The following is a 20317-nucleotide window of genomic DNA, read 5'->3' as shown; positions in this document are numbered from 1 at the left end:
GATGGCGGCTTCAATGGCGAACGCAAAGTAGCGGTGACTGGCACCGGCGTGCTGCTGGTACTTTATTCCAACCACCTCGAAGCGACCGAAGCGAAAGTCAAAGCGGTCGGCGGCGAGATCCTCAATCACGAAAAGTTTCCCGGAGGGCGACGATTCACCTTCCGTGATCCGGGTGGAAACGAACTCGCCGTCTGGACCCGGCGGTAGCGCCTCGTTACGGTGCCCCCTTCCTGTGCACGCTCATTCAGGGGGCAGTTATGGCTGTTGTTAACGAAGATGAACCGGTCGACCTCAAGCCGACCCTAGGGCCGATCCATCTGATCGCGCTCGGTATCGGCGGCATTATCGGGGCGGGCATCTTCGTTATCACCGGGCATGCGGCGGCGATTTATGCCGGCCCGGGTGTGGTGATCTCATTCGCTATCGCCGGTTTCGGGTGCGCCTTCACCGGCCTGTGCTACGCCGAGTTCGCCTCCATGATTCCGGTGGCCGGCAGCGCCTATACCTACACCTACGCCACCATGGGCCGCTTCATGGCCTGGTTCATCGGCTGGAATCTGGTGCTCGAATACCTTGCCGCGTCCTCGACCGTCGCGGTCGGCTGGTCGGGCTACTTCAACGACTTCATGACCTATATCGGGGTGCACATTCCGGCCGCCTACGCCCAGGCGCCGATCGCCTTGGAGGGCATCCAGCAGAAGCTGGTTTACACCCACGCCTACTTCAACCTGCCGGCGGTGGCGCTGATCTGCGTCGTTACCGCGGTCCTGATCATCGGCGTGCATCTGTCGGCGAACTTCAACAACGCCATGGTGGCGATCAAGACCACGATCGTCATCATCGTGATTGCGGTCGGCCTGCCGCACGTCGTCGGCGCCCTGCACGTTCCCGCCCAGCACGACGCCCTCATCCCGTTGATCCCGAAGAACACCACCGGCGTGTTCGGCCAATACGGCTGGAGCGGCGTGCTGCAGGCGACGGGTCTCATCTTCTTCGCCTATATCGGCTTTGATGCGGTGTCGGTGGCCTCGCAGGAGTCGAAAAATCCGCAGCGCGACGTGCCGCTCGGCATCCTCGGCTCGCTCGCCATCTGCACCGTGCTCTATGTCTTGATGAGCTACGTGCTGACTGGCCTCGCCGACTACAAATCCCTCAACGTGCCCCATCCGGTGTCGATGGCGCTGGAACAATCCGCATCGCTCAAGTGGCTGGCGCCGTGGGTCAGCGTCGGTGCCATCGTCGGGTTGGCCTCGGTCGTGCTGGTGTTCCTGCTCGGCCAGTCGCGCATCTTCTACGCCATGGCCAAGGACGGCCTGTTTTTCCAGGTCTTCGGCGAGGTCCATCCGCGCTTCAACACGCCGTGGAAAGGCTCGATCATCACCGGCCTGTTCGCGGTCCTGCTCGCGGGCCTGTTGCCGATCGACATCCTTAATCCGCTGGTCTCGATCGGCACCCTGCTTGCCTTCGCCGTCGTCTGCATCGGCACGCTGATCCTGCGCGTCAAGCGGCCGAAGGCGATCCGCCCGTTCCGCACGCCCTACATCTGGATCGTGGCACCGATCGGTGTCGTCATGTGCCTGTTGATGATGTGGTCTCTGCCCTACGTCACCTGGATTCGCCTGGTGCTGTGGACGGTCCTCGGCCTCGTCATCTTCTTCGCCTATGGCGCCTGGCGAACCGGCACGCCGCGCTGGCAGATCAAGGACGCGGAGTAAGCCGCCCAAAGCGTCGCGGAAGCGACACATTGTCTGGACTCTCCGTCTGAGAGGCCGTTACGGTGGCGCGGGCGTCGCCGTGGCGTTCCCTTTGCAGTGAAATATTCTATCGCACTCCAAAAACGCTAGGCCGCGCCTGATGTCCGGATCCGTTGACAAGCCGCTCGACGAACAACATGAGGTCGATTTAAAGCCGTCGTTGGGCCGTCTTCATCTCATCGCGCTCGGCATCGGCGGCATCATCGGCGCCGGCATTTTCGTCATCACCGGACGCGCCGCCGCGGTTTACGCCGGACCGGGCGTGGTCATTTCGTTTGCAATCGCCGGCCTCGGTTGCCTGTTTGCCGGGCTATGCTACGCCGAATTCGCCTCGATGATCCCCGTCGCGGGCAGCGCTTATACCTATACGCGAGCCACCATGGGCCGCTTCATGGGCTGGTTCATCGGCTGGAATCTGGTGCTCGAATATCTCGCCTCGTCGGCGACGGTGGCATCGGGCTGGTCGGGCTATTTCACCGACTTCATGCGTTCGCTCGGCGTGCATCTGCCGGCCGCCCTCACCGGCGCGCCCTTGTGCGTGGCGACCGATCCGCATTGCTCGACCTACAGCACCTCGGCGACCGCGATCGACGCCATGGCCCATATCGGCACCACGGGCGCCTGGGTGAACCTGCCCGCCGTCGCGCTGGTGATCGCGATTTCGACCATCCTGGTGGTCGGCATTCACGCCTCGGCGAAATTCAACAATGTCATGGTGGCGGTGAAGCTCGCCATCGTGATCCTGGTGATCATCGTCGGCCTGCCGCATGTCGTGCCGGCCAATCACACGCCCTTCATTCCCGAGAATACCGGCGGCTGGAATTACGGCTGGTGGGGCGTCTTGCGCGCGTCCGGCGTGATCTTCTTCGCCTACATCGGCTTCGACGCGGTGTCGGTGGCGGCGCAGGAGGCCAAGAACCCCAAGCGCGACGTGCCGATCGGCATTCTCGGCTCGCTGATCATCTGCACGGTGCTCTACATGCTGATGAGCTACGTGCTGACCGGCCTGGCCAACTACAAGAGCCTCAACGTCGCCCATCCGGTGTCGATGGCGGCTGAAACCAGTGCCGCGACGGCGTGGCTGGCGCCCTACATCAACGTCGCCGCAATCATGGGGCTGGCCTCGGTGGTGCTGGTGCTGCTGCTCGGTCAGTCGCGCATTTTCTACGCCATGGCCAAGGACGGCATGATCCCGCCGCTGTTCAGCGAGATTCACCCGCGCTTCAAGACGCCGTGGAAGGGCTCGATCATCACCGGTTTGGCCTCGTGCGTCATGACCGGCCTGTTGCCGCTCGACGTGCTCGGCGAGCTGGTTTCGATCGGCACCCTGCTGGCGTTCGTCATCGTCTGCCTCGGCGTGCTCATCCTGCGGATCACCAAGCCCAAGGCGCTGCGCCCGTTCCGCACGCCGGTCGTGTGGTTCGTCGCCCCCGCGGGCATGGTGGTCTGCGGCGCCATGATGTACTGGCTGCCGCCCGACACCTGGGCGCGGCTGGGCATCTGGACGGTGATCGGCGTCGTCATCTTCTTCGCCTATTCCATCCGTCATGCCGTGCCGGCGCGCTGGCATATCCGCGAAACGGCTGAGTGAGTTCCATGGCCAACGATTCCGACCTGACCGACATCGACCCCGTCGCCGCCAGCGAGCATCACCTGAAGCGGGCGCTGGGGCCGACCAGCCTGATCATGATCGGCATCGGCTCGATCGTCGGCGCCGGCATCTTCGTCTACGCGGGACACGCGGCGGCGGCCAATGCCGGCCCGGCGGTGCTGATCTCGTTCGGCATCGCGGGCCTCGGCTGCCTGTTCGCGGGCCTGTGCTACGCCGAATTCGCCTCGATGATCCCGGAATCGGGCTCGAGCTACACCTATGCCTACGCCACCATGGGCCGCTTCATGGCCTGGTTCATCGGCTGGAACATGGTGCTCGAATACGGCGTCTCGGCCTCGGGCGTGGCGGCCGGCTGGTCGGGCTATTTCCTCAACTTCCTCAAGCAGCTCGGCATCAGTTTTCCGCGCGTCTACGCCAATGCGCCGTTGTGCGTGGCAAGCGACGTGCAGTGCTCCAACTACAATCCCCATCTGTCGGCGGTGGAGGCCATCCACCACATCGGCTTCACCGGCGATTACTTCAACCTTCCCGCCGTCGTCCTGATCGCGGCGCTGACGGCCCTGCTGGTGGTCGGCGTTCGCGAGACGGCGCGCTTCAACAACGCCATGGTGCTGCTCAAGGTCGGCATCGTGCTGGTGCTGATCCTGTTCGGCCTGCCCTATGTGACGGCGTCGCATTTCACGCCCTTCATTCCGGAAAACACCGGCACCTATGGCCATTTCGGCTGGTCGGGAATCCTGGCGGGCGCCGGCATCGCGTTTTTCGCGTTCATCGGCTTCGAGGCGGTGTCGGTATCGGCCTCCGAGTGCAAGAACCCGCAGCGCGACCTGCCGATCGGCATCTTGGGCTCGCTGGCGATCTGCACCGTGCTCTATGTCCTGATCGCGATCGTGCTGATCGGCATCTCCGACTGGAGGACGCTCGACGTGCCCGATCCGATGAGCTTCGCGGTCGACCGGATGCCGAAACTGCATTGGCTGGTGCAGTGGGTGAACATCGCCGCAATGGCGGGGCTCGGCACCGTCACCTTCACCTCGCTCTACGGCCAGACCCGCGTGTTCTATTCGATGGCCCGCGACGGCTTCCTGCCGCCCGCCTTCTCGGCCGTGCACAAGCGCTTCCAGACGCCCCACCGCGGCACCATCATCATCGGTGCGGTTGCAGCGCTCCTGGCGGCGCTGTTCCCGTTCGACGTGCTCGCCGATCTCGTTTCCATCGGCACCCTGCTCGCCTTCGTGGCAGTGTGCGTCGGCATCATGATCCTGCGCATCACCTCGCCCAAGACCAAGCGGACGTTCCGTACCCCGATGGTGTGGTTCACCGCCCCGGCCGGCATCGCGGTGTGCGGGGTGATGGGATATTCGCTGTCGGACGCCACCTGGGTCCGGCTTGGCGTCTGGACGGCGCTGGGGCTCGTCATATACTTCGCGTACGGCGTCTGGCACGCCGCGCCTTCCAAGTGGACGGTCAAAAACGGGGAGTGACCCCAAGGGGGTAAGCGTGTCCTACCGCTCACTGCGCGACTTCATCGCCACGCTGGAAGCCGCCGGAGAACTGGTGCGCGTGCGCGAACCGGTTTCCACCGTGCTCGAGATGACCGAAATCCAGACCCGGCTGCTCGCCGAGGGCGGACCGGCGGTGCTGTTCGAGCGTCCGATCAAGCCCGACAACCAGCAAAGCGACATTCCGGTGCTGGTCAATCTGTTCGGCACCGTCAAGCGCGTCGCCATGGGCGTAACGCTGGGCGGCAAGGCCCGCACCACCGCCGCCGAATTGCGCGAGGTCGGCGAGATGCTGGCCGACATGCGCCAGCCCAGCCCGCCGAAAACCTTCGGCGATGCCGTGGACATGCTCCCCCTCGCCAAAGCGGCGATGGCGATGCGGCCGAAACAGGTGTCGCGTCCGGTGTGCCAGGAAATCGTGCTCAAGGGCGACGACATCGATCTTGGCGCGCTGCCGATCCAGACCTGCTGGCCGGGCGAGCCGGCGCCGCTGATCACCTGGCCGCTGGTCGTCACCAAAGGCCCCGGCGAGGCGCGCGAAGACGATTTCAATCTCGGCATCTATCGCATGCAGGTCTTGAACAAGACCCAGACCATCATGCGCTGGCTGCGCCATCGCGGCGGGGCGCAGCATCACGCCCGCTGGGCCAAGGAACACGCCGCGCCGCTGCCCTGCGCGGTGGTGCTGGGCGCCGATCCCGGCATCATCCTCGCCGCCGTGACGCCGGTGCCCGAAACGCTGTCGGAATACCAGTTCGCCGGCCTGTTGCGCGGCGCCCGGGTGGAGCTGGCCGATTGCGTCACCCAGCCGCTGAAGGTGCCGGCCGAGGCCGAGATCGTTCTGGAAGGCGAAGTCTCGCTTAGCGATTACCGCGACGAAGGCCCTTATGGCGATCACACCGGCTACTACAATTCGGTAGAACAGTTCCCGGTCTTCACCGTCACCGCGATCACCATGCGGCGCGATCCGATCTATTTTAGCACCTTCACCAGCCGGCCGCCCGACGAGCCGTCGGTGCTCGGCGAAGCGCTGAACGAGGTGTTCATTCCGCTGTTGCAGCAGCAGTTCCCCGAAATCCTCGATTTCTGGCTGCCGCCCGAGGGCTGCTCCTATCGCATCGCCGTGGTGCGGATGAAGAAGGCGTATCCCGGTCACGCCAAGCGGGTGATGATGGGGGTGTGGAGCTATCTGCGCCAGTTCATGTACACCAAATGGGTGATCGTGGTGGACGACGACATCGACGCGCGGAACTGGAAAGACGTGATGTGGGCCATCTCCACCCGCATGGACCCGGCGCGCGATATCACGGTGATCGAGAACACCCCGATCGACTATCTCGATTTCGCCAGCCCCGAAAGCGGCCTCGGCTCCAAGATCGGCCTCGACGCCACCAACAAATGGCCGCCCGAGACCAAGCGCGAATGGGGCCGCAAGATCGCGATGGACGAAGACGTGGTGCGGCGGGTGGATGCGATGTGGGGGAAGCTGGGGTTGCCAGGGAGCGGCAAGCCGATCTGGAAAGCCTGACTTGCAGTGTTACACAATGTGTGTTCATCTCTCCTTGCACCTTCAGTGAAGGATGAGCAATGTCGAAATATGCCCCGCTCGCTGCCTTCCTGAACGACCAAGGATGCTTGAATTTTCCCTGCACTTTCAGTGAATTGGAAGAGGTCCTCGGCTTTAAGTTACCGCCCTCAGCCTATCATCACCGCGCCTGGTGGTCGAACAACCCGGATAACAACGTCATGACCAAGACATGGCTGGCGGCAGGGTATGAAACGGTAAATGTAAGCCTCGAAGAACACACAGTGTTTTTCCGCAAGATAGCGCCTCCGCCGATTGAAGCGACACCACACCGATCTGGTATGTCGGATGCCCAGCGCCCCTTCATCACGCCTCATGCCACCCGCCATCCGCTTCGCGGCGCGCTGAAGGGCACCGTCCGCATCGCCGCCGATATCGATCTCACCGCTCCCGCCGATCCGCAATGGGGCGGGGCATGACGGGGTTGCTGCTCGATACCTGCGCCGCGATCTGGCTTAGCCAGGATGATCCGGTGGCGTCGGAAGCGACCGAAGCCGTGGACAAAGCGGCGCGCGACGGCTCGCCGATCTACGTTTCGCCGATGACGGCGTGGGAGATCGGCTTGCTGAATGCCCGCGGGAAAATCGCCTTGGCGATGGCGCCCGACGCGTGGTTCGAGGCATTGATGGACGTTCCCGGCATGGCGCTGGCCGACCTCTCGCCAAAAATCCTGATCGCCTCGTCGTTCCTGCCGGGCGAGCCGCCGCGCGATCCCGCCGACCGCATCATCGCCGCCACCGCCCGCGCCCTGCGCCTGCACCTCGTCACCCGCGACCGGCTGCTGCTGGACTACGCCGACCAAGGCCATATCCAGGCCCTCGCCTGCTGATCGGTCGCGACGGAACAGGCTGCGTCGCCCGTTTAGGGATACGGTGTACTCTCGATCGGGGGGCTTTCATGATGCGATCCGTACTCTTCGCCTGCGCCGCCTTAGGCACATTGATGCTTCCGGCCACTGCGGACGACTGCGCGCCACTCAAGATGGTCGCCAGCGTTCCGTTGACGATCGAACGCGGGCAGGCACTGGTGCCGGTGACGGTGGCCGGCGAACCGCTCTACTTCAGCGTCAGCACCGCGACGCCCTATAGCGGCATCTCGGCCAACTATGCCGAAAGCCACAATTTTCCGCGCCGCCACAGCGACGTGAATTTTGTCGGCATCGACGGCGAGATATCGAACCGGCGCGCCACCGTCCCGAGCTTCGCGCTGGGCGGCCTTAGAAACGAGAATTTCGATCTCTTTGTGATGAACGGAGGCGCCGGCGCGGTGCCGCCCGGAGCCCACGCCTCACAAGGCGCGCTCGGCGCCGATATCCTGCGCGCCTATGACGTCGAACTCGATTTCGCCGCCGGCAAGCTGAATCTGATCAGCCGCGACCATTGCGATGCGATGCCGGTCTACTGGCCATCGGCGACCATCGCCAAGCTGCCGATGGTGGTGACCGACCAGAACAAGATCACGTTCAAAATGACCCTCGACGGCCACGAATTGCAGACCGTTCTGGCGACCGGCATGGCGCGTTCGACCATCAAACAGAGCACCGCCCGCGAGCTTTATGACATCAGCGACGACACGCCGGGAAACACCCCCGCGCGCAAGCTCCCGGACGGGACCCAGCTTTATACCCACCGCTTCCAGTCGCTCAGCGTCGAGGGCCTCAGCATCGCCAATCCCGAGCTTCTCATCCTGCCTTCGCGCGCCGATCAAGCCATTGAACACCGCCGCGCCCTGCACGCCGGCGCCGGCCGCGGGCCGCTGTACATTTCGCAACAGCCCGAACTGACCCTCGGCCTCGCCGAACTGCGCCGCCTGCACATCTACATCGATTACCACCACCAGATGATCTACTTCACGCCGGCGCACTGACCTACCCCTACGTCGGCGAAGAGCCTGAAAACCCGCTATTGATGTAGGGGGCCGGGTAAGTTATATTGAAGTATAACTTCCGGGGTACAGCTTATGGCGCACACGGCAATTCTGCGAAAGGTCGGCGGCTCGGTGATGGTCGCGATTCCGCCGGCGCTGTTGGACCTTGCCAATCTGACCGTCGGGCGGCAGGTGGCAGTCTCGGTCGAGGCTGGCAAGTTGGTGCTCGAACCCCAGGCCAAGCCCAAATATGCGCTGCAAGAACTTCTGGCGCAGTGCGATGCCAATGCCCCGATCAGCGAGGAAGACCGGACCTGGAATTCCTCCGGCCCTGTCGGTCGTGAGGAAATCTAAATGGAGCGGGGGGACATCTATCTCGTTTCGCTCGATCCCACCGAAGGGCACGAGCAGCGCGGCAAGCGGCCGGTTCTGGTTGTCTCGCCGACCGAATTCAATGCGCTGACCAAAGCGCCGATTGTGGTTCCGATCACCGGTGGTGGCCAGTTCGCCCGCGCCGCCGGGTTCGCGGTCTCCCTGATGGGAGCCGGAACACAAACCACTGGTGTTGTGCGCTGCGATCAGCCGCGCGTTCTTGATCTCCAGGCCCGGCACGGCCGCAAGCTCGAAAGCCTGCCCGATGAGATCGTCAATGAAGTCCTGGCGAAGCTTGCCGCGATTTTCGAGTAGCACCCAATAAGCATAGTGTCCCTTGATATCCGGCAGTTAGGGACCTCGGCGTGCCTCTCGATACACTGCCGGATCGGAAATCTCGCCCGGCGCCCCTTGAAATTTCCCTTGCCGCACCCCATCTCGACATAGCTGTTTGACCGCGACGGATCACGGCGCTCGCGCACCTTAGAACGAATCAAATTCGATTCCGGCAGCGTCCAGAGCGTCCTGCCAGCAAGGCAAATTTCATTTGCCTGCTTCGACTTAGCCGGAATTGAATTCACTTTTTCCGATTTTTCCCCTCCCAGCCCAAAACCGGGGTTCAATTGGGCAGGCCCGCGGTTTTCCGCCTCCCCTTAACCTTGCCTTCCCGCCCCGGCCGCGCGACAAACGGGGCATGACCGCCAAACCCGAGGCCCTTTTGCAGGACCTGATCGCCGCCGCCCAAAAGGCCGGTGCCGATGCCGCCGACGCGCTGTACGTGGAAAACGTCTCGTCCAGCGTTTCCTATCGCCTGGGGAAGCTGGAGGACGTCGAACGCTCCGAGGCCTCGGACATCGGGCTTCGCGTCTTCGTCGGTCAGAAGGTGGCGTTCGTCTCCTCCACCGACCTCAGCCGCGAGGCGGTCGCCGCGCTGGCTCCCCGGGCCGTGACGATGGCCAAGCTGGCGCCCGAGGACAAGTTCGCCTGCCTCGCCCCGCGCGACCGGCTGGCGACGCGTTTCCCCGCCCTCGACATCGAAGACAGCGCCGAGCCCTCCGCCGACCGGCTGGTGGAACAGGCCCGCGCCGTGGAAGCCGCCGCCATGGCGGTGAAGGGCATCACCAATTCGGAAGGCGGCGGCGCCGGGTTCGGCCGCACCGCCATCGCGCTTGCCACCACCGAAGGCTTCTACGGCCGCTATGCCGGCACCAGCCATACCATCAGCGTCGCGGTGCTGGCCGGCGAAGGCACCGAGATGGAGCGCGACTACGATTATTCCAGCGCCCGCCTTGCCGCCGATCTCGAAACCGCCGAGCTGGTCGGCCGCCGCGCCGGGGACCGCACCGTGGCGCGCCTCAATCCGCGCAAGGCGAAAAGCCAGGCGGTGCCGGTGGTGTTCGACCCGCGCGAGTCGGCGGGGCTGATCGGCCATCTGGCCGGTGCGATTTCCGGCGCCGCCATCGCCCGCGGCGTCAGCTTCCTCAAAGACCGGATGAACGAGCGGGTGTTCGCGCCCGGTATCGCGATCATCGACGATCCGCACCGCTTGCGCGGCCTGCGCTCGAAGCCGTTCGACGGCGAAGGTGTCGCCAACAAGAAGCTGGCGGTGGTGGAAGACGGCGTCTTGAAGACCTGGCTGCTTGATTGCGCCAGCGCCCGCCAGCTCGGGCTGCAAACCACCGGCCATGCCGCCCGCGGCACCAGCGGCCCGCCGCATCCGGCTTCCACCAATTTCTATATGCAGCCGGGCACGCTCAGCCCCGACGAACTGATCGCCGACATCAAGGAAGGCTTCTACATCACCGAGCTGATGGGCATGGGCGTCAATTCGGTCACCGGCGACTACAGCCGCGGCGCCGCCGGCTTCTGGATCGAGAACGGCAAGATCGCCTATCCGGTGTCGGAAGTGACCATCGCCGGCAATCTGAAAGACATGTTCCTCGCCCTGACGCCGGCCAGCGATCTTGTCTTCCGCTATGGCACCAACGCCCCCACCGTCCGCATCGAGGGAATGACCGTTGCCGGAGCGTGATCTGCCGCTTTTGCGAGACTCCGTGTTGGCCGCCGGCGCCATTGCCCGCGAAATCTTCGCCGGTCATTGCAAGACCTGGACGAAAAGCGACGGCAGCCCGGTGACCGAGGCCGACCTCGCGGTCAACAAGTATCTCACCGGCGCCTTGCGCGGCGCCCGCCCCGAGTACGCCTGGCTGTCGGAGGAGAATGAGGACGACCGCTCGCGCTTTGCGGCGGAACGCGTCTTCGTGGTCGATCCGATCGACGGCACCCTCGCCTTCGTCAAGCGCAAGCCGCACTTCACCGTGTCGGTGGCAGTGGTGGAAGGCGAACAGCCGATCGCGGCCTGCGTCTATAATCCGATCACGGAGGAATGCTTCACCGCCGCCGCCGGCGAAGGCGCCTTCCTCAACGGCGAGCGCATTCACGTCAGCGCCAAAGAGACCCTCGACGGCTGCAACATGCTGGCGAGCAAGAAGACCCTCAACGACCCGCGCTGGGCGACCCCGTGGCCCGAGATGCATGTGGAAAACCCCAACTCGATCGCTTATCGCGTGGCGCTGGTGGCGGCGGGCCGCTTCGACGCCGGACTGACGATGGCCTCGCTGCACGACTGGGACCTTGCCGCCGCCGACCTCATCGTGCGCGAGGCGGGCGGGCTCATCACCGCCATCGACGGCGTGGCGCCGCGCTACAACCGCGAGAGCGTCTACCAGCCGTCGGCACTGGCCGCCGGTCCCAAGCTGCACGCGCTGCTGCTCGCGCGCCTTGATAGCGGTCCCAGGAGCCAGCCATGAGCGAACTCGTTCCCGGTCAGTTATTGCACCTGGTCTTCGGCGGCGAACTGACCTCGCCCGAAACGATCGATTTCAAGGACCTTTCCAAGCTCGACATCGTCGGCATCTATCCCAATTACAAAGACGCCTACGACGCCTGGAAGGCCAAGGCCCATGCCACGGTCGATACTGCCGCGATGCGGTATTTTGTCGTCCATATCCACAAGCTGATGGAGCCGGAATAACCGGTTTTGCGCGATGCCCTCGCCCGGCGCCAGGGCCCGTGCTACACCGCGGCGCATGAGCCAAACCCCGTCGACGCCCGCCCAAGCCATCATCAGCCGCGTGGCGCGCCACTACCTCCGCGACCAGCGAGCGACGCTGGCGTTCGCGATTCTGGCGATGGCGGTTTATGCGCTGTGCACGGCGGCGCTGGCGTGGATTCTCGGCCCGGCGACCAAGGTGCTGTTCGGCGATGCCAGCGCCCAGCCCGGCACCGGTCTGGCGGCGGCTCTGTTCAGCGGCGACCGCGCGATCTGGACGCTGCCCCTGGCGGTGGTCGTCATCCTGTGGACGCGCGCGGTGTCGTACTACATCCAGCAGTCGCGCATGGACAGCGTCGGCGAGCGGGTGGTGACGGCGGCGCAGCGCGACATGTTTCATACTCTGGTACGGCGCGACCTCGCCGCGCTCAATGCGGTGCATTCGGGCACCTTCGTTTCCAACTTCCTCTATGACGCGACCTTGATGCGCGATGCCATTTCGCGCGGCGTGGCGGCGGTGGCGCTGGAACTGGTGCAGCTCGTCGCTCTCGTCGCGGTGATGATCACTGCCGACTGGAAGCTGGTGGCGATCTGCGTGGTGGCGGTTCCGGGCGTCGCCTGGGCGATGGGCAAGATCGGCGGCTCGATCCGGCGCACCGTCCAGCGCAACATGGAACAGACCGGTACGCTGTCGATGACCATCACCGAGGCGCTCGACGGCCGCCGCGTCATCAAGGCCTATGGGCTCGAGACGCACGTTTCCAAGCTGGCCGAAGCACGGCTCAGCGAACGGTTGAAACAGCTCGTCAAGCTCGCCAAGCGGCGGGCGTCGGCGGTGCCGGTGACCGACATTTTCTCCGGCGTCGTCAGCGGCGCGGTGGTGTTCTACGCGCTTTACCAGACCTCGCATCACGAACTCGCCGCCGATCAGTTCATCACCTTCATGGGCGCGATGCTGCTGGCGCTGCAGCCGATCCGCAACCTGAGCCAAGTCTATACCATCGCCACCAGCGGCATGACCGCGGCGATCCGTGTGTTCTCCCTGATCGATGCGGTGCCGGAAATCGTCGACGCGCCAAATGCCGCCGAACTCGCCGTGCGCCACGCGCCCGAAGGCGGCGGGGTGCTGTTGAAGAACGTCTCCTTCACCTACGCCGCCGATGCCGCGGCGCCGGCGGTGCAAGGCGTCGACATCGAGGTCAAGCCCGGCAGCAAGGTGGCGCTGGTCGGCCCCTCGGGCTCGGGCAAGACGACGATCTTCAATCTGCTTTTGCGTTTCTACGAGGCCGATACCGGCACCATCGCCATCGATGGCCATGACATTCGCAGCCTGACGCTGGCCTCGCTGCGCCGGTCGATGGCGCTCGTCACCCAGGACCCGATCCTGTTCGACGAAAGCGTCGCCGCCAATATCGCCCTCGGCCGCCCCGGCGCCAGTCGCGCCGATATCGAACAGGCCGCCCGCGATGCCGCGGCGCACGATTTCATCACCCTCCTGCCCGAGGGCTATGACACCCGCGTCGGCGAAGGCGGGTTGAAGCTTTCCGGCGGCCAGCGCCAGCGCATCGCCATCGCCCGCGCCATGCTGCGCAATGCCCCGATCCTGCTGCTCGACGAAGCCACCTCGGCGCTCGATACCGAAAGCGAGCGGCAGGTGCAGGAAGCACTGACCCGCTTGATGAAAAACCGCACCACCATCGTGATCGCCCACCGCCTTTCGACCGTCGCCGATGCCGACAAGCTCTACGTTCTCGACAAGGGCCGCGTCGTGGAAGCGGGCACCCACAGCGAACTCATGGCCATGGGCGGGCTCTACATGAAATTGTATCATCACGACGAGTCCCCCGCCGCCGCCGAGCACGTCCAGGCATGACACCCTTCGGCATCACCGCCTATCGTTTTGTCACCACCCTGCTGTCGCCGGCCGTGCCGATGCTGCTGAAGCGCCGTACCCTGCGCGGCAAGGAAAACCAGGAGCGCACCCGCGAGCGCCTCGGCTACGCGTCGCTGCAGCGCCCCGAAGGTCGGCTGATCTGGGTGCACGGCGCCTCGGTCGGCGAATGCGTCGCGGCGCTGCCGCTGATCGATGCGCTGCTGGGGGCGCTGCCGTGCACGGTGCTGGTCACCAGCGGCACGGTGACGTCGGCGAAGGTGATGGCCGACCGGCTGCCGCAAGGCGCCATTCATCAGTTCGTGCCGGTCGATACGCCCGCCGCCACCAAACGCTTCCTCGACTACTGGAAGCCCGAGGCCGGCCTGTTCGTCGATTCCGACATCTGGCCCAATCTGATCCTCAATGCGCGCGAGCGCGGCGTGAAGCTGGCGCTGATCAATGCGCGCATGACCGCGCGCTCGTTTCATAGCTGGCGCCGAGTCAAGAAAACCGCGGCCGATATCATGGCGGCGTATCAGGCCTGCCTTGCCCAGGACGACGAGATCGGCGCCCGCTTCCGCGACCTTGGCACGCCCAACGTCGCGGTCATCGGCAGCCTCAAGGCCGATGCGCCGGTGCTGCCTGCCGACGAAACCAAGCTGGCGAGCTTGCGCACCGCGATCGGCAATCGTCCGGTTTTCCTGGCAGCGCAGACCCATCCCGGCGAAGAGGAAACCATCCTGCCGGCGCATGACGCGCTGAAGCGCAGCTTCTCCGATCTGCTTACCGTGATCGTGCCGCGCCATACTCAGCGCGCCGACGACATCGCCACGCTGTGCGGCTCGCGTGGCGTGAAAAAGCGTTCCGCCGGGGCGCTGCCCGATGCCGACACCGCGGTTTACATCGCCGACACCATGGGCGAACTCGGCCTGTTCTATCGCCTGACGCGGTTCTGTTTCATCGGCGGCAGCTTGATCCGCCACGGCGGGCAAAATCCGCTCGAACCGGCCAAGCTCGGCTGTGCCGTGATGGCGGGCCCGCACGTCTACAATTTCACCACCGCATTTGCGGCGATCTTGGCGGCGCAGGGCGTCGGCGCGGTGAATTCCTCGAGCGAGATCGTCGCCCTGGCCAAAAAACTGCTTAGCGATCCGGTGGCTGCGGAACAGCTTGGTGAAGCGGCGAAGTCGGGCGCGGCCAGCCTCGGCGGGGCGGTCGCCAAGACCGTCGAGGTCGTGATGAAGATGCTCGATGCGCGCGCCTGACTTCTGGGACCGAGACGACGCCGCCGCAACGCTCGCCGCGGCCGTGCTGGCGCCGCTGGGCTGGCTCCATGGTGCCACCGTGCGCTGGAAGGCGGCGCATGCGAAACCGTACCGGGCCCGCGTGCCGGTCGTCTGTGTCGGCAATATTTCGGCCGGCGGCACCGGCAAGACCCCGATCGCCATCGCCGTCGCCGACGCCATCATCGCCCACGGCAAGAACCCGTTTTTCCTGACGCGCGGCTATGGCGGCACGCTGGCCGGGCCGGTGGTGGTCACCAAGAGCCACACCGCCGAACAGGTCGGCGACGAACCGCTCCTCCTCGCCCGCAAGGCGTCCACGGTTGTCGCCCGCGACCGCCGGGCCGGGGCGCTGCTGGCGGTGGAGCGCGGCGCCGACGTGATCGTGATGGACGACGGCCACCAGAATTTCGCACTTCACAAGGATTTGTCGCTGGTCGTGGTCGATGCCGAACGCGGCTTCGGCAATGGCCGCGTGCTGCCGGCGGGGCCGCTGCGCGAGTCAGCCGAACAGGGCCTTGCCCGCGCCGATGCCGTGATCCTGGCCGGCGACGGAAATCCGCAACTCGCCGGGTTCAACGGAACGGTGCTGCGGGCCCGGGTGGCGGCGGCCGCCACAACCGATTGGAAAGGCGTGCGCGTGATGGCCTTTGCCGGTATCGGCCGACCTGAGAAGCTGTTCCGGACCCTGGCCGGACTCGGCGCTGAGCTGGTCGAGACGGCCCGATTCGCCGACCACCACGCCTATTCGCACCAAGAATTGTCGGCGTTGAAGACCAAAGCCGGGGGCGCCCGGCTGGTGACGACCGAGAAGGATTGGGTCCGGATCGCGCCCGCCGACCGCGACGGCATCGGTTTCCTGCCTGTGGCTGCCGGCTTCGATCCCCCGGACGGGTTAGATCGGTTGCTTGACAGCTTCACCAGCGCGCGATAGCCGCCATCCATGACGGCACGCGACACCCTCTCCCTCGGCAAGACGATCCGGTTTCTCGGCGAAGCCGCGCCGTTCTTCGTCTTCATGGCGCTGTTCCGGGCGATCGGGATCGACGCCGCCTCGGCGGTGGGCGGGTTCATCGGCCGCCACGTCTTCCGCCGCCTGCCGACCGCCAATGTCGCGCGCGAAAATCTGAAGGCCGCCTACCCCGGCATGTCCGATGCCGATGTGGAAGCCATCGTGTGCCGGGTGTGCGAAAACCTCGGCCGGCTGGTCGGCGAGTACCCCCACATCGACAGACTGACCTTCGGACCGGAAGGGCGGATCGAAGTCGTCGGCGCCGAGAATGGCTATGACGCGGTCGCGCGCGGCAAAGGCGTGATGTTCATCTCCGGCCATCTCGCCAATTGGGAGGTGCTGGCCGCCGTCGGCGAGCATCTGCACTATGAAGGCGCGTCGGTCTATCGGCCGCCCAACAATCCATATGTGGCGCAGTGGATCGTGCGCCAGCGGGCCAAGCTCGGACCGGGCGAACAGATCACCAAAGGCGCGCGCGGCACGCGGCGTATCTTCACCCAGCTCCGGCGCGGCAAGTCGATCTACATGCTGGTCGATCAGAAGACCTATGAAGGCGTGCCGGTGCCGTTCTTCGGCCGCGAGGCGCTGACCACGCCTGCCCCCGCGTCGCTGGCGCTGAAGATGGGATCGGCGCTGGTACCGGTGCGCTGCGAACGCACGCGCGGTGCCCGCTTCAAGGTGACGATCCATCCGGCGTTGGAATTCACGCCGACCGGCAATGCCGACGACGACGTCAAGGCGCTCACCGCCAAGATCACCGCCGCGGTCGAAACCATGGTGCGCCAGGACCCGGCGCAATGGCTATGGATCCACCGCCGCTGGACCACCCCGCGCGACATCGAGAAGATGAAGAAGATGGGGCTGGCTTAAGCCGCCGGCGGCTCGGGTGTCGCGGTGGCGCGCGAGGGATCGAGCTTCATTTGGAACCAGTTGAGGCCCCAATGGCAGTGCGGGCCGGTGGCGCGACCGGTCATGCCGACGAGGCCGATGACATCGCCGCGCTTGACGACATCGCCCGCCTTCACCAGCCGCTGGCTCTGATGCAGATAGCAGGTGGACACGCCGTGGCCGTGATCGATCAGGGTGAAGCCGCCCTCCAGGTAGTAATCGTCGGCAATGCTGACGATCCCGTCGGCCGCGGCATGGATCGGCGTGCCTTCCGGAGCAGCGACATCGACGGCGAGATGTGGCGCCATCGGCTTGCCGTTCAAGATGCGCTGACTGCCGAATACGCCGGAAAGCCGCCCCGCGAACGGCCACGCGAGCGGCTGCGAAAACCCGACACCGTCTGTGTCGGCCTGGCGTGCCGCGGTGATCGCCTCGCGCTCGCGCTGCATGCGTTCGAGAATCTCCGCCGGCGGCTCGACGTATTTTTCCGGCAGGCCGGTGATCGATTGGATGTCGTAGTGGCGCACGACCGGTTCGATCCAATTGTTTTCGGCAAGGCCGCCCGGCGTGATCACTGCGTATTCGATGCGCTCGGTCCGATCGTAGGCAATGCCGAACACGAACCAGCCATCCGGTGAAACGCTGACCGGCTTGCCGTCGACGGTGACCGTCGAGCCGGACAAAGTGGCCCGCCCCACCATCAGGCTGCCCTGCTCCCGCGTGCCGGTGAGCGTAAAGTCGGGCGGCGGCGGCGTCGCCAAGGCGCGCGGAAAAGCTAGCGTCGCCGCACCCGCCGTCAGCAGCGTCCGGCGCAGGATCATGGCGTGTGCCCGGTCTCCTGGAAGCGCTTCAGGGCGATATCGGCAGTGGCATAGGCTTCCTGAAGGTCGGCGCTCCAATAGCGCAGCGACTCGAGCGGAATGTGCACGCCGCTCACGGCGCAGACGACATAGGTGCCGGACTTGATTACCCGGTATTCGCCGTCGAGGTATTCGAGCTCCGCGAGCCCGTCGGGCCTCAAATCCCGTTCCATCTTGTTCATACGCGCACCTTTCGTGACCCTGGTTTTAGGCGACGCAGCGGCCCGGCGCCATCAAAACAAATTGCCTTGGTTGCCGGGGGTCTTCTTGACGGCGGGGCGCGGCTTGGCCGGTTTGGGCGGCGTCACGCTCCCCTCGCCGGCAACCACCGGCACACTCCCGTCGGCGAAGGTCAAGCTGAGGGCCTCACCGGCCGCGATCGCCGCTGCCGAGCGCTTCAGCGCCCCGCCCTCGCCCCGCACCAGGGCAAATCCGCGCGCCAGCACGGCGCGATAGCTGATGCTGTCAAGGACGCGCGCCAACCCTTCGAGCCGCCGGGCGGCCTCGCCCAGCCGCATCCGCTGGCAGCGATCAAGGCGCATTCCCAATCCGGTCGCCCGCTCGGCACCCTGGGCCAGACGGTTTTTTAGCCCCGCCGGCCGCAGCAGCGCCGCCGCCTCGATATACGACCGTCGATGCACTTCCAGGTTGCGGCGCAGCGCGTTGGTCAACCGCTCGGCCGCAGAATCAAAGCGCTGGCGCGGGGCGGCGAAGAGCTGGTCGGCCCGCGGCAGCACCCGGGCGAGGTGGCGCAGCGCGTCGCGCCGCCGCTCCATCTGGACCGACGAACAGCGCAGCAGCCGCCGCTCCAGATCCATCGTCTGGGACAGCAGCTCGCTGCGCACCGGCACCGCCATTTCCGCAGCGGCGGTCGGGGTCGGGGCACGGACATCGGCGACGAAATCAATCAGGGTGGTGTCGGTCTCGTGGCCCACCGCGGAAATCAGCGGAATTGGGCACTCGGCGACCGCGCGGACGACCTCTTCCTCGTTGAAGGCCATCAAGTCTTCGATCGAACCGCCGCCGCGGGCCACGATCAGTACGTCGGGGCGCGGCAGGCCGTCCTTGGGAAACCCCGAAAAGCCGCGGATCGCCGCCGCAACCTCGCCGGCCGCGCGCTCGCCCTGCACCGCCACCGGCCACAACAGCACCCGCCGCGGAAAGCGGTCGGACAGGCGGTGCATGATGTCCCGGATCACTGCGCCGGTGGGCGACGTGATGACGCCGATCACCTCCGGCAGATAGGGCAGTTTCTGCTTGCGCTCGGCCGCAAACAGGCCCTCGGCGGTGAGGCGCTGCTTGCGCTCTTCCAGCATTGCCATCAGGGCGCCGAGACCGGCGAGTTCGACCTGCTCGACGATCAGCTGGTAGCGCGACGAGCCGCCGTAGGTCGATACCCGGCCGGTGCAGACGACCTCCAGCCCGGCTTGCGGCTTGACCTTGAGCCCGCGCACCGACCCCTTCCAGATCACCGAATTGAGGACGCATTTCTCGTCCTTGAGGTCGAAGTAGACATGGCCCGAGGAATGAAATTTCAAGCCGCTGACTTCGCCGCGCACCCGCACGAAGGGGAAGGCATCCTCCACCGTGCGCTTGAGGGCGCCGGAGATCTCGGAAACGCTGAATTCGGGCAGATTCGTTCGCTCGGACATGATCCACAGATGATACAGGATGGCCGCTTGAATCCAGGGGTTTCTTAGGGGACGGTCCGGCTCTATTCGGGAGGCTTGTCATGAACGTCCTGGTCATCGGTTCGGGGGGGCGCGAACACGCCCTGTGCTGGTCGTTTGCGGCGAGCCCCCTGCTCGACAAGCTCTATTGCGCCCCGGGCAATCCGGGCATTGCGGCAGTGGCGGCGTGCGTGCCGATCGCCCCCGGCGATGCCGACGAACTGGTCGCGTTCGCCAAGGAGAACGCCATCGGCTTCGTCATGATCGGGCCGGAAGTGCCGCTGATCGACGGCCTCGCCGACCGCTTCGAGGCGTCGGGCATCAAGGCGCTCGGCCCCAGCGCCGCGGGCGCCATCCTGGAAGGCTCCAAGGGCTTCGTGAAGGACCTCTGCCGCGACTTCGACATCCCGACCGCCGCCTATCAGCGCTTCAACGAGGCGGCTGCCGCCAAAGCCTTCGCCGCGACGCTGGGCCTGCCGGTGGTGATCAAGGCCGACGGCGTCGCCGCGGGCAAAGGCGTCATCATCGCCGAAACGCGCGACGCGGCCGATCAGGCCATCGACGACATTCTCGGCGGCGCCTTCGGGGCGGCCGGCAGCGAACTGGTGGTGGAGGAATATCTCGACGGTGAGGAAGCCAGTTTCTTCGCCCTCACCGATGGCGAACACGTCCTGCCGCTGATCGGCGCCCAGGACCACAAGCGCGCCTTCGACGGCGACAAGGGCCTCAACACCGGTGGCATGGGTGCCTATTCGCCCGCTCCCGTGCTGACGCCGGACGTAGTCGAAAAAACCATTGAACGCATCCTGAAGCCGACCGTCCGCGCCATGACCGAGCGCGGCCGCCGCTATGTCGGCGTGCTGTTCGCCGGGCTGATGATCAAGAACGGCGAGCCCAAGCTGATCGAATTCAACTGCCGCTTCGGCGATCCCGAGACCCAGGTGATCCTGCCGCGGTTGAAGTCGGACCTGCTCACGGTGCTGATCGC

Annotated in this window: 21 protein-coding genes; 18 read left to right on the top strand and 3 right to left on the bottom strand. The window is 65.5% G+C overall.

Going from position 1 to position 20317, the window contains the following annotated elements:
- The 17 genes from AC1P6P_RS09855 to AC1P6P_RS09775 form a co-directional block, all read left to right on the top strand.
- The coding region (locus AC1P6P_RS09855) for a VOC family protein (RefSeq protein WP_481402268.1) at window positions 1-207 on the top strand (207 nt) is incomplete at its 5' end.
- A gap of 50 nt (window positions 208-257) precedes the next feature.
- Window positions 258-1715, top strand: a complete 1458-nt coding sequence (locus tag AC1P6P_RS09850; protein WP_481402267.1) for an amino acid permease — start codon at window positions 258-260, stop codon at window positions 1713-1715.
- 139 nt (window positions 1716-1854) lie between these two features.
- Window positions 1855-3345 (top strand): amino acid permease, encoded by a 1491-nt coding sequence (locus tag AC1P6P_RS09845; RefSeq protein ID WP_481402266.1) that lies wholly within the window; start codon window positions 1855-1857, stop codon window positions 3343-3345.
- Window positions 3346-3350: 5 nt separating this feature from the next.
- Complete coding sequence (locus AC1P6P_RS09840; RefSeq protein WP_481402265.1) at window positions 3351-4850, top strand: amino acid permease; 1500 nt, start codon at window positions 3351-3353, stop codon at window positions 4848-4850.
- Between the two features lie 16 nt (window positions 4851-4866).
- Window positions 4867-6396 carry a UbiD family decarboxylase gene (locus AC1P6P_RS09835; protein WP_481402264.1) on the top strand — a complete coding sequence of 510 codons (1530 nt, stop codon included), beginning with the start codon at window positions 4867-4869 and terminating at the stop codon, window positions 6394-6396.
- A gap of 59 nt (window positions 6397-6455) precedes the next feature.
- Window positions 6456-6872 carry a DUF7662 domain-containing protein gene (locus AC1P6P_RS09830; protein WP_481402263.1) on the top strand — a complete coding sequence of 139 codons (417 nt, stop codon included), beginning with the start codon at window positions 6456-6458 and terminating at the stop codon, window positions 6870-6872.
- Window positions 6869-7282 (top strand): type II toxin-antitoxin system VapC family toxin, encoded by a 414-nt coding sequence (locus AC1P6P_RS09825; RefSeq protein WP_481402262.1) that lies wholly within the window; start codon window positions 6869-6871, stop codon window positions 7280-7282. The genes AC1P6P_RS09830 and AC1P6P_RS09825 overlap by 4 nt, the downstream gene beginning before the upstream one ends.
- A 113-nt stretch (window positions 7283-7395) precedes the next feature.
- Window positions 7396-8319 (top strand): aspartyl protease family protein, encoded by a 924-nt coding sequence (locus tag AC1P6P_RS09820; RefSeq protein ID WP_481402261.1) that lies wholly within the window; start codon window positions 7396-7398, stop codon window positions 8317-8319.
- A 93-nt stretch (window positions 8320-8412) separates the two neighbouring features.
- Window positions 8413-8673 carry an AbrB/MazE/SpoVT family DNA-binding domain-containing protein gene (locus tag AC1P6P_RS09815; protein WP_481402260.1) on the top strand — a complete coding sequence of 87 codons (261 nt, stop codon included), beginning with the start codon at window positions 8413-8415 and terminating at the stop codon, window positions 8671-8673.
- A complete protein-coding gene (locus AC1P6P_RS09810; RefSeq protein ID WP_481402259.1) occupies window positions 8674-9006 on the top strand; it encodes a type II toxin-antitoxin system PemK/MazF family toxin in 333 nt (110 codons plus the stop codon). It begins immediately after the preceding gene.
- A gap of 379 nt (window positions 9007-9385) precedes the next feature.
- Window positions 9386-10723: a TldD/PmbA family protein gene (locus AC1P6P_RS09805; protein ID WP_481402258.1), complete on the top strand. Its 1338-nt coding sequence runs from the start codon at window positions 9386-9388 to the stop codon at window positions 10721-10723.
- Window positions 10710-11501 carry a 3'(2'),5'-bisphosphate nucleotidase CysQ gene (locus AC1P6P_RS09800; protein WP_481402257.1) on the top strand — a complete coding sequence of 264 codons (792 nt, stop codon included), beginning with the start codon at window positions 10710-10712 and terminating at the stop codon, window positions 11499-11501. Before AC1P6P_RS09805 ends, AC1P6P_RS09800 begins: the two co-directional genes overlap by 14 nt.
- A complete protein-coding gene (locus AC1P6P_RS09795) occupies window positions 11498-11725 on the top strand; it encodes a DUF4170 domain-containing protein (protein ID WP_481402256.1) in 228 nt (75 codons plus the stop codon). Before AC1P6P_RS09800 ends, AC1P6P_RS09795 begins: the two co-directional genes overlap by 4 nt.
- 55 nt (window positions 11726-11780) lie before the next feature.
- Window positions 11781-13616: an ABC transporter ATP-binding protein gene (locus tag AC1P6P_RS09790; RefSeq protein ID WP_481402255.1), complete on the top strand. Its 1836-nt coding sequence runs from the start codon at window positions 11781-11783 to the stop codon at window positions 13614-13616.
- Window positions 13613-14881: a 3-deoxy-D-manno-octulosonic acid transferase gene (locus AC1P6P_RS09785; protein WP_481402254.1), complete on the top strand. Its 1269-nt coding sequence runs from the start codon at window positions 13613-13615 to the stop codon at window positions 14879-14881. The genes AC1P6P_RS09790 and AC1P6P_RS09785 overlap by 4 nt, the downstream gene beginning before the upstream one ends.
- A complete protein-coding gene (gene lpxK / locus AC1P6P_RS09780; protein WP_481402253.1) occupies window positions 14868-15833 on the top strand; it encodes a tetraacyldisaccharide 4'-kinase in 966 nt (321 codons plus the stop codon). Before AC1P6P_RS09785 ends, lpxK begins: the two co-directional genes overlap by 14 nt.
- A 9-nt stretch (window positions 15834-15842) precedes the next feature.
- Entirely contained in the window at window positions 15843-16781 is a 939-nt protein-coding gene (locus AC1P6P_RS09775) for a lysophospholipid acyltransferase family protein (RefSeq protein ID WP_481402252.1), read from the top strand.
- On the opposite strand, the gene AC1P6P_RS09770 is transcribed toward AC1P6P_RS09775, so the two are convergent.
- Genes AC1P6P_RS09770 through xseA form a run of 3 tightly spaced genes read right to left on the bottom strand, consistent with a single transcriptional unit; the run spans window position 16778 to window position 19311 of the window.
- The gene (locus AC1P6P_RS09770) at window positions 16778-17620 is read right to left on the bottom strand and encodes a M23 family metallopeptidase (protein ID WP_481402251.1); all 843 of its coding nucleotides are present in this window, start codon (window positions 17618-17620) and stop codon (window positions 16778-16780) included. The two genes, AC1P6P_RS09775 and AC1P6P_RS09770, sit on opposite strands and share 4 nt — an antisense overlap.
- Window positions 17617-17841, bottom strand: coding sequence for a DUF2093 domain-containing protein (locus AC1P6P_RS09765; protein ID WP_481402250.1), 225 nt, complete (start codon window positions 17839-17841; stop codon window positions 17617-17619). The genes AC1P6P_RS09770 and AC1P6P_RS09765 overlap by 4 nt, the downstream gene beginning before the upstream one ends.
- Window positions 17842-17892: 51 nt before the next feature.
- A complete protein-coding gene (xseA, locus tag AC1P6P_RS09760; RefSeq protein ID WP_481402249.1) occupies window positions 17893-19311 on the bottom strand; it encodes an exodeoxyribonuclease VII large subunit in 1419 nt (472 codons plus the stop codon).
- A gap of 80 nt (window positions 19312-19391) precedes the next feature.
- Between xseA and purD the strand changes: the two genes are divergently transcribed.
- A partial coding sequence (gene purD, locus AC1P6P_RS09755) for a phosphoribosylamine--glycine ligase (protein WP_481402248.1) occupies window positions 19392-20317 on the top strand: 926 nt, incomplete at its 3' end.

The organism is Rhizomicrobium sp. (genome assembly GCF_056722145.1).
This window is presented reverse-complemented; position numbering and strand designations above follow the sequence as displayed.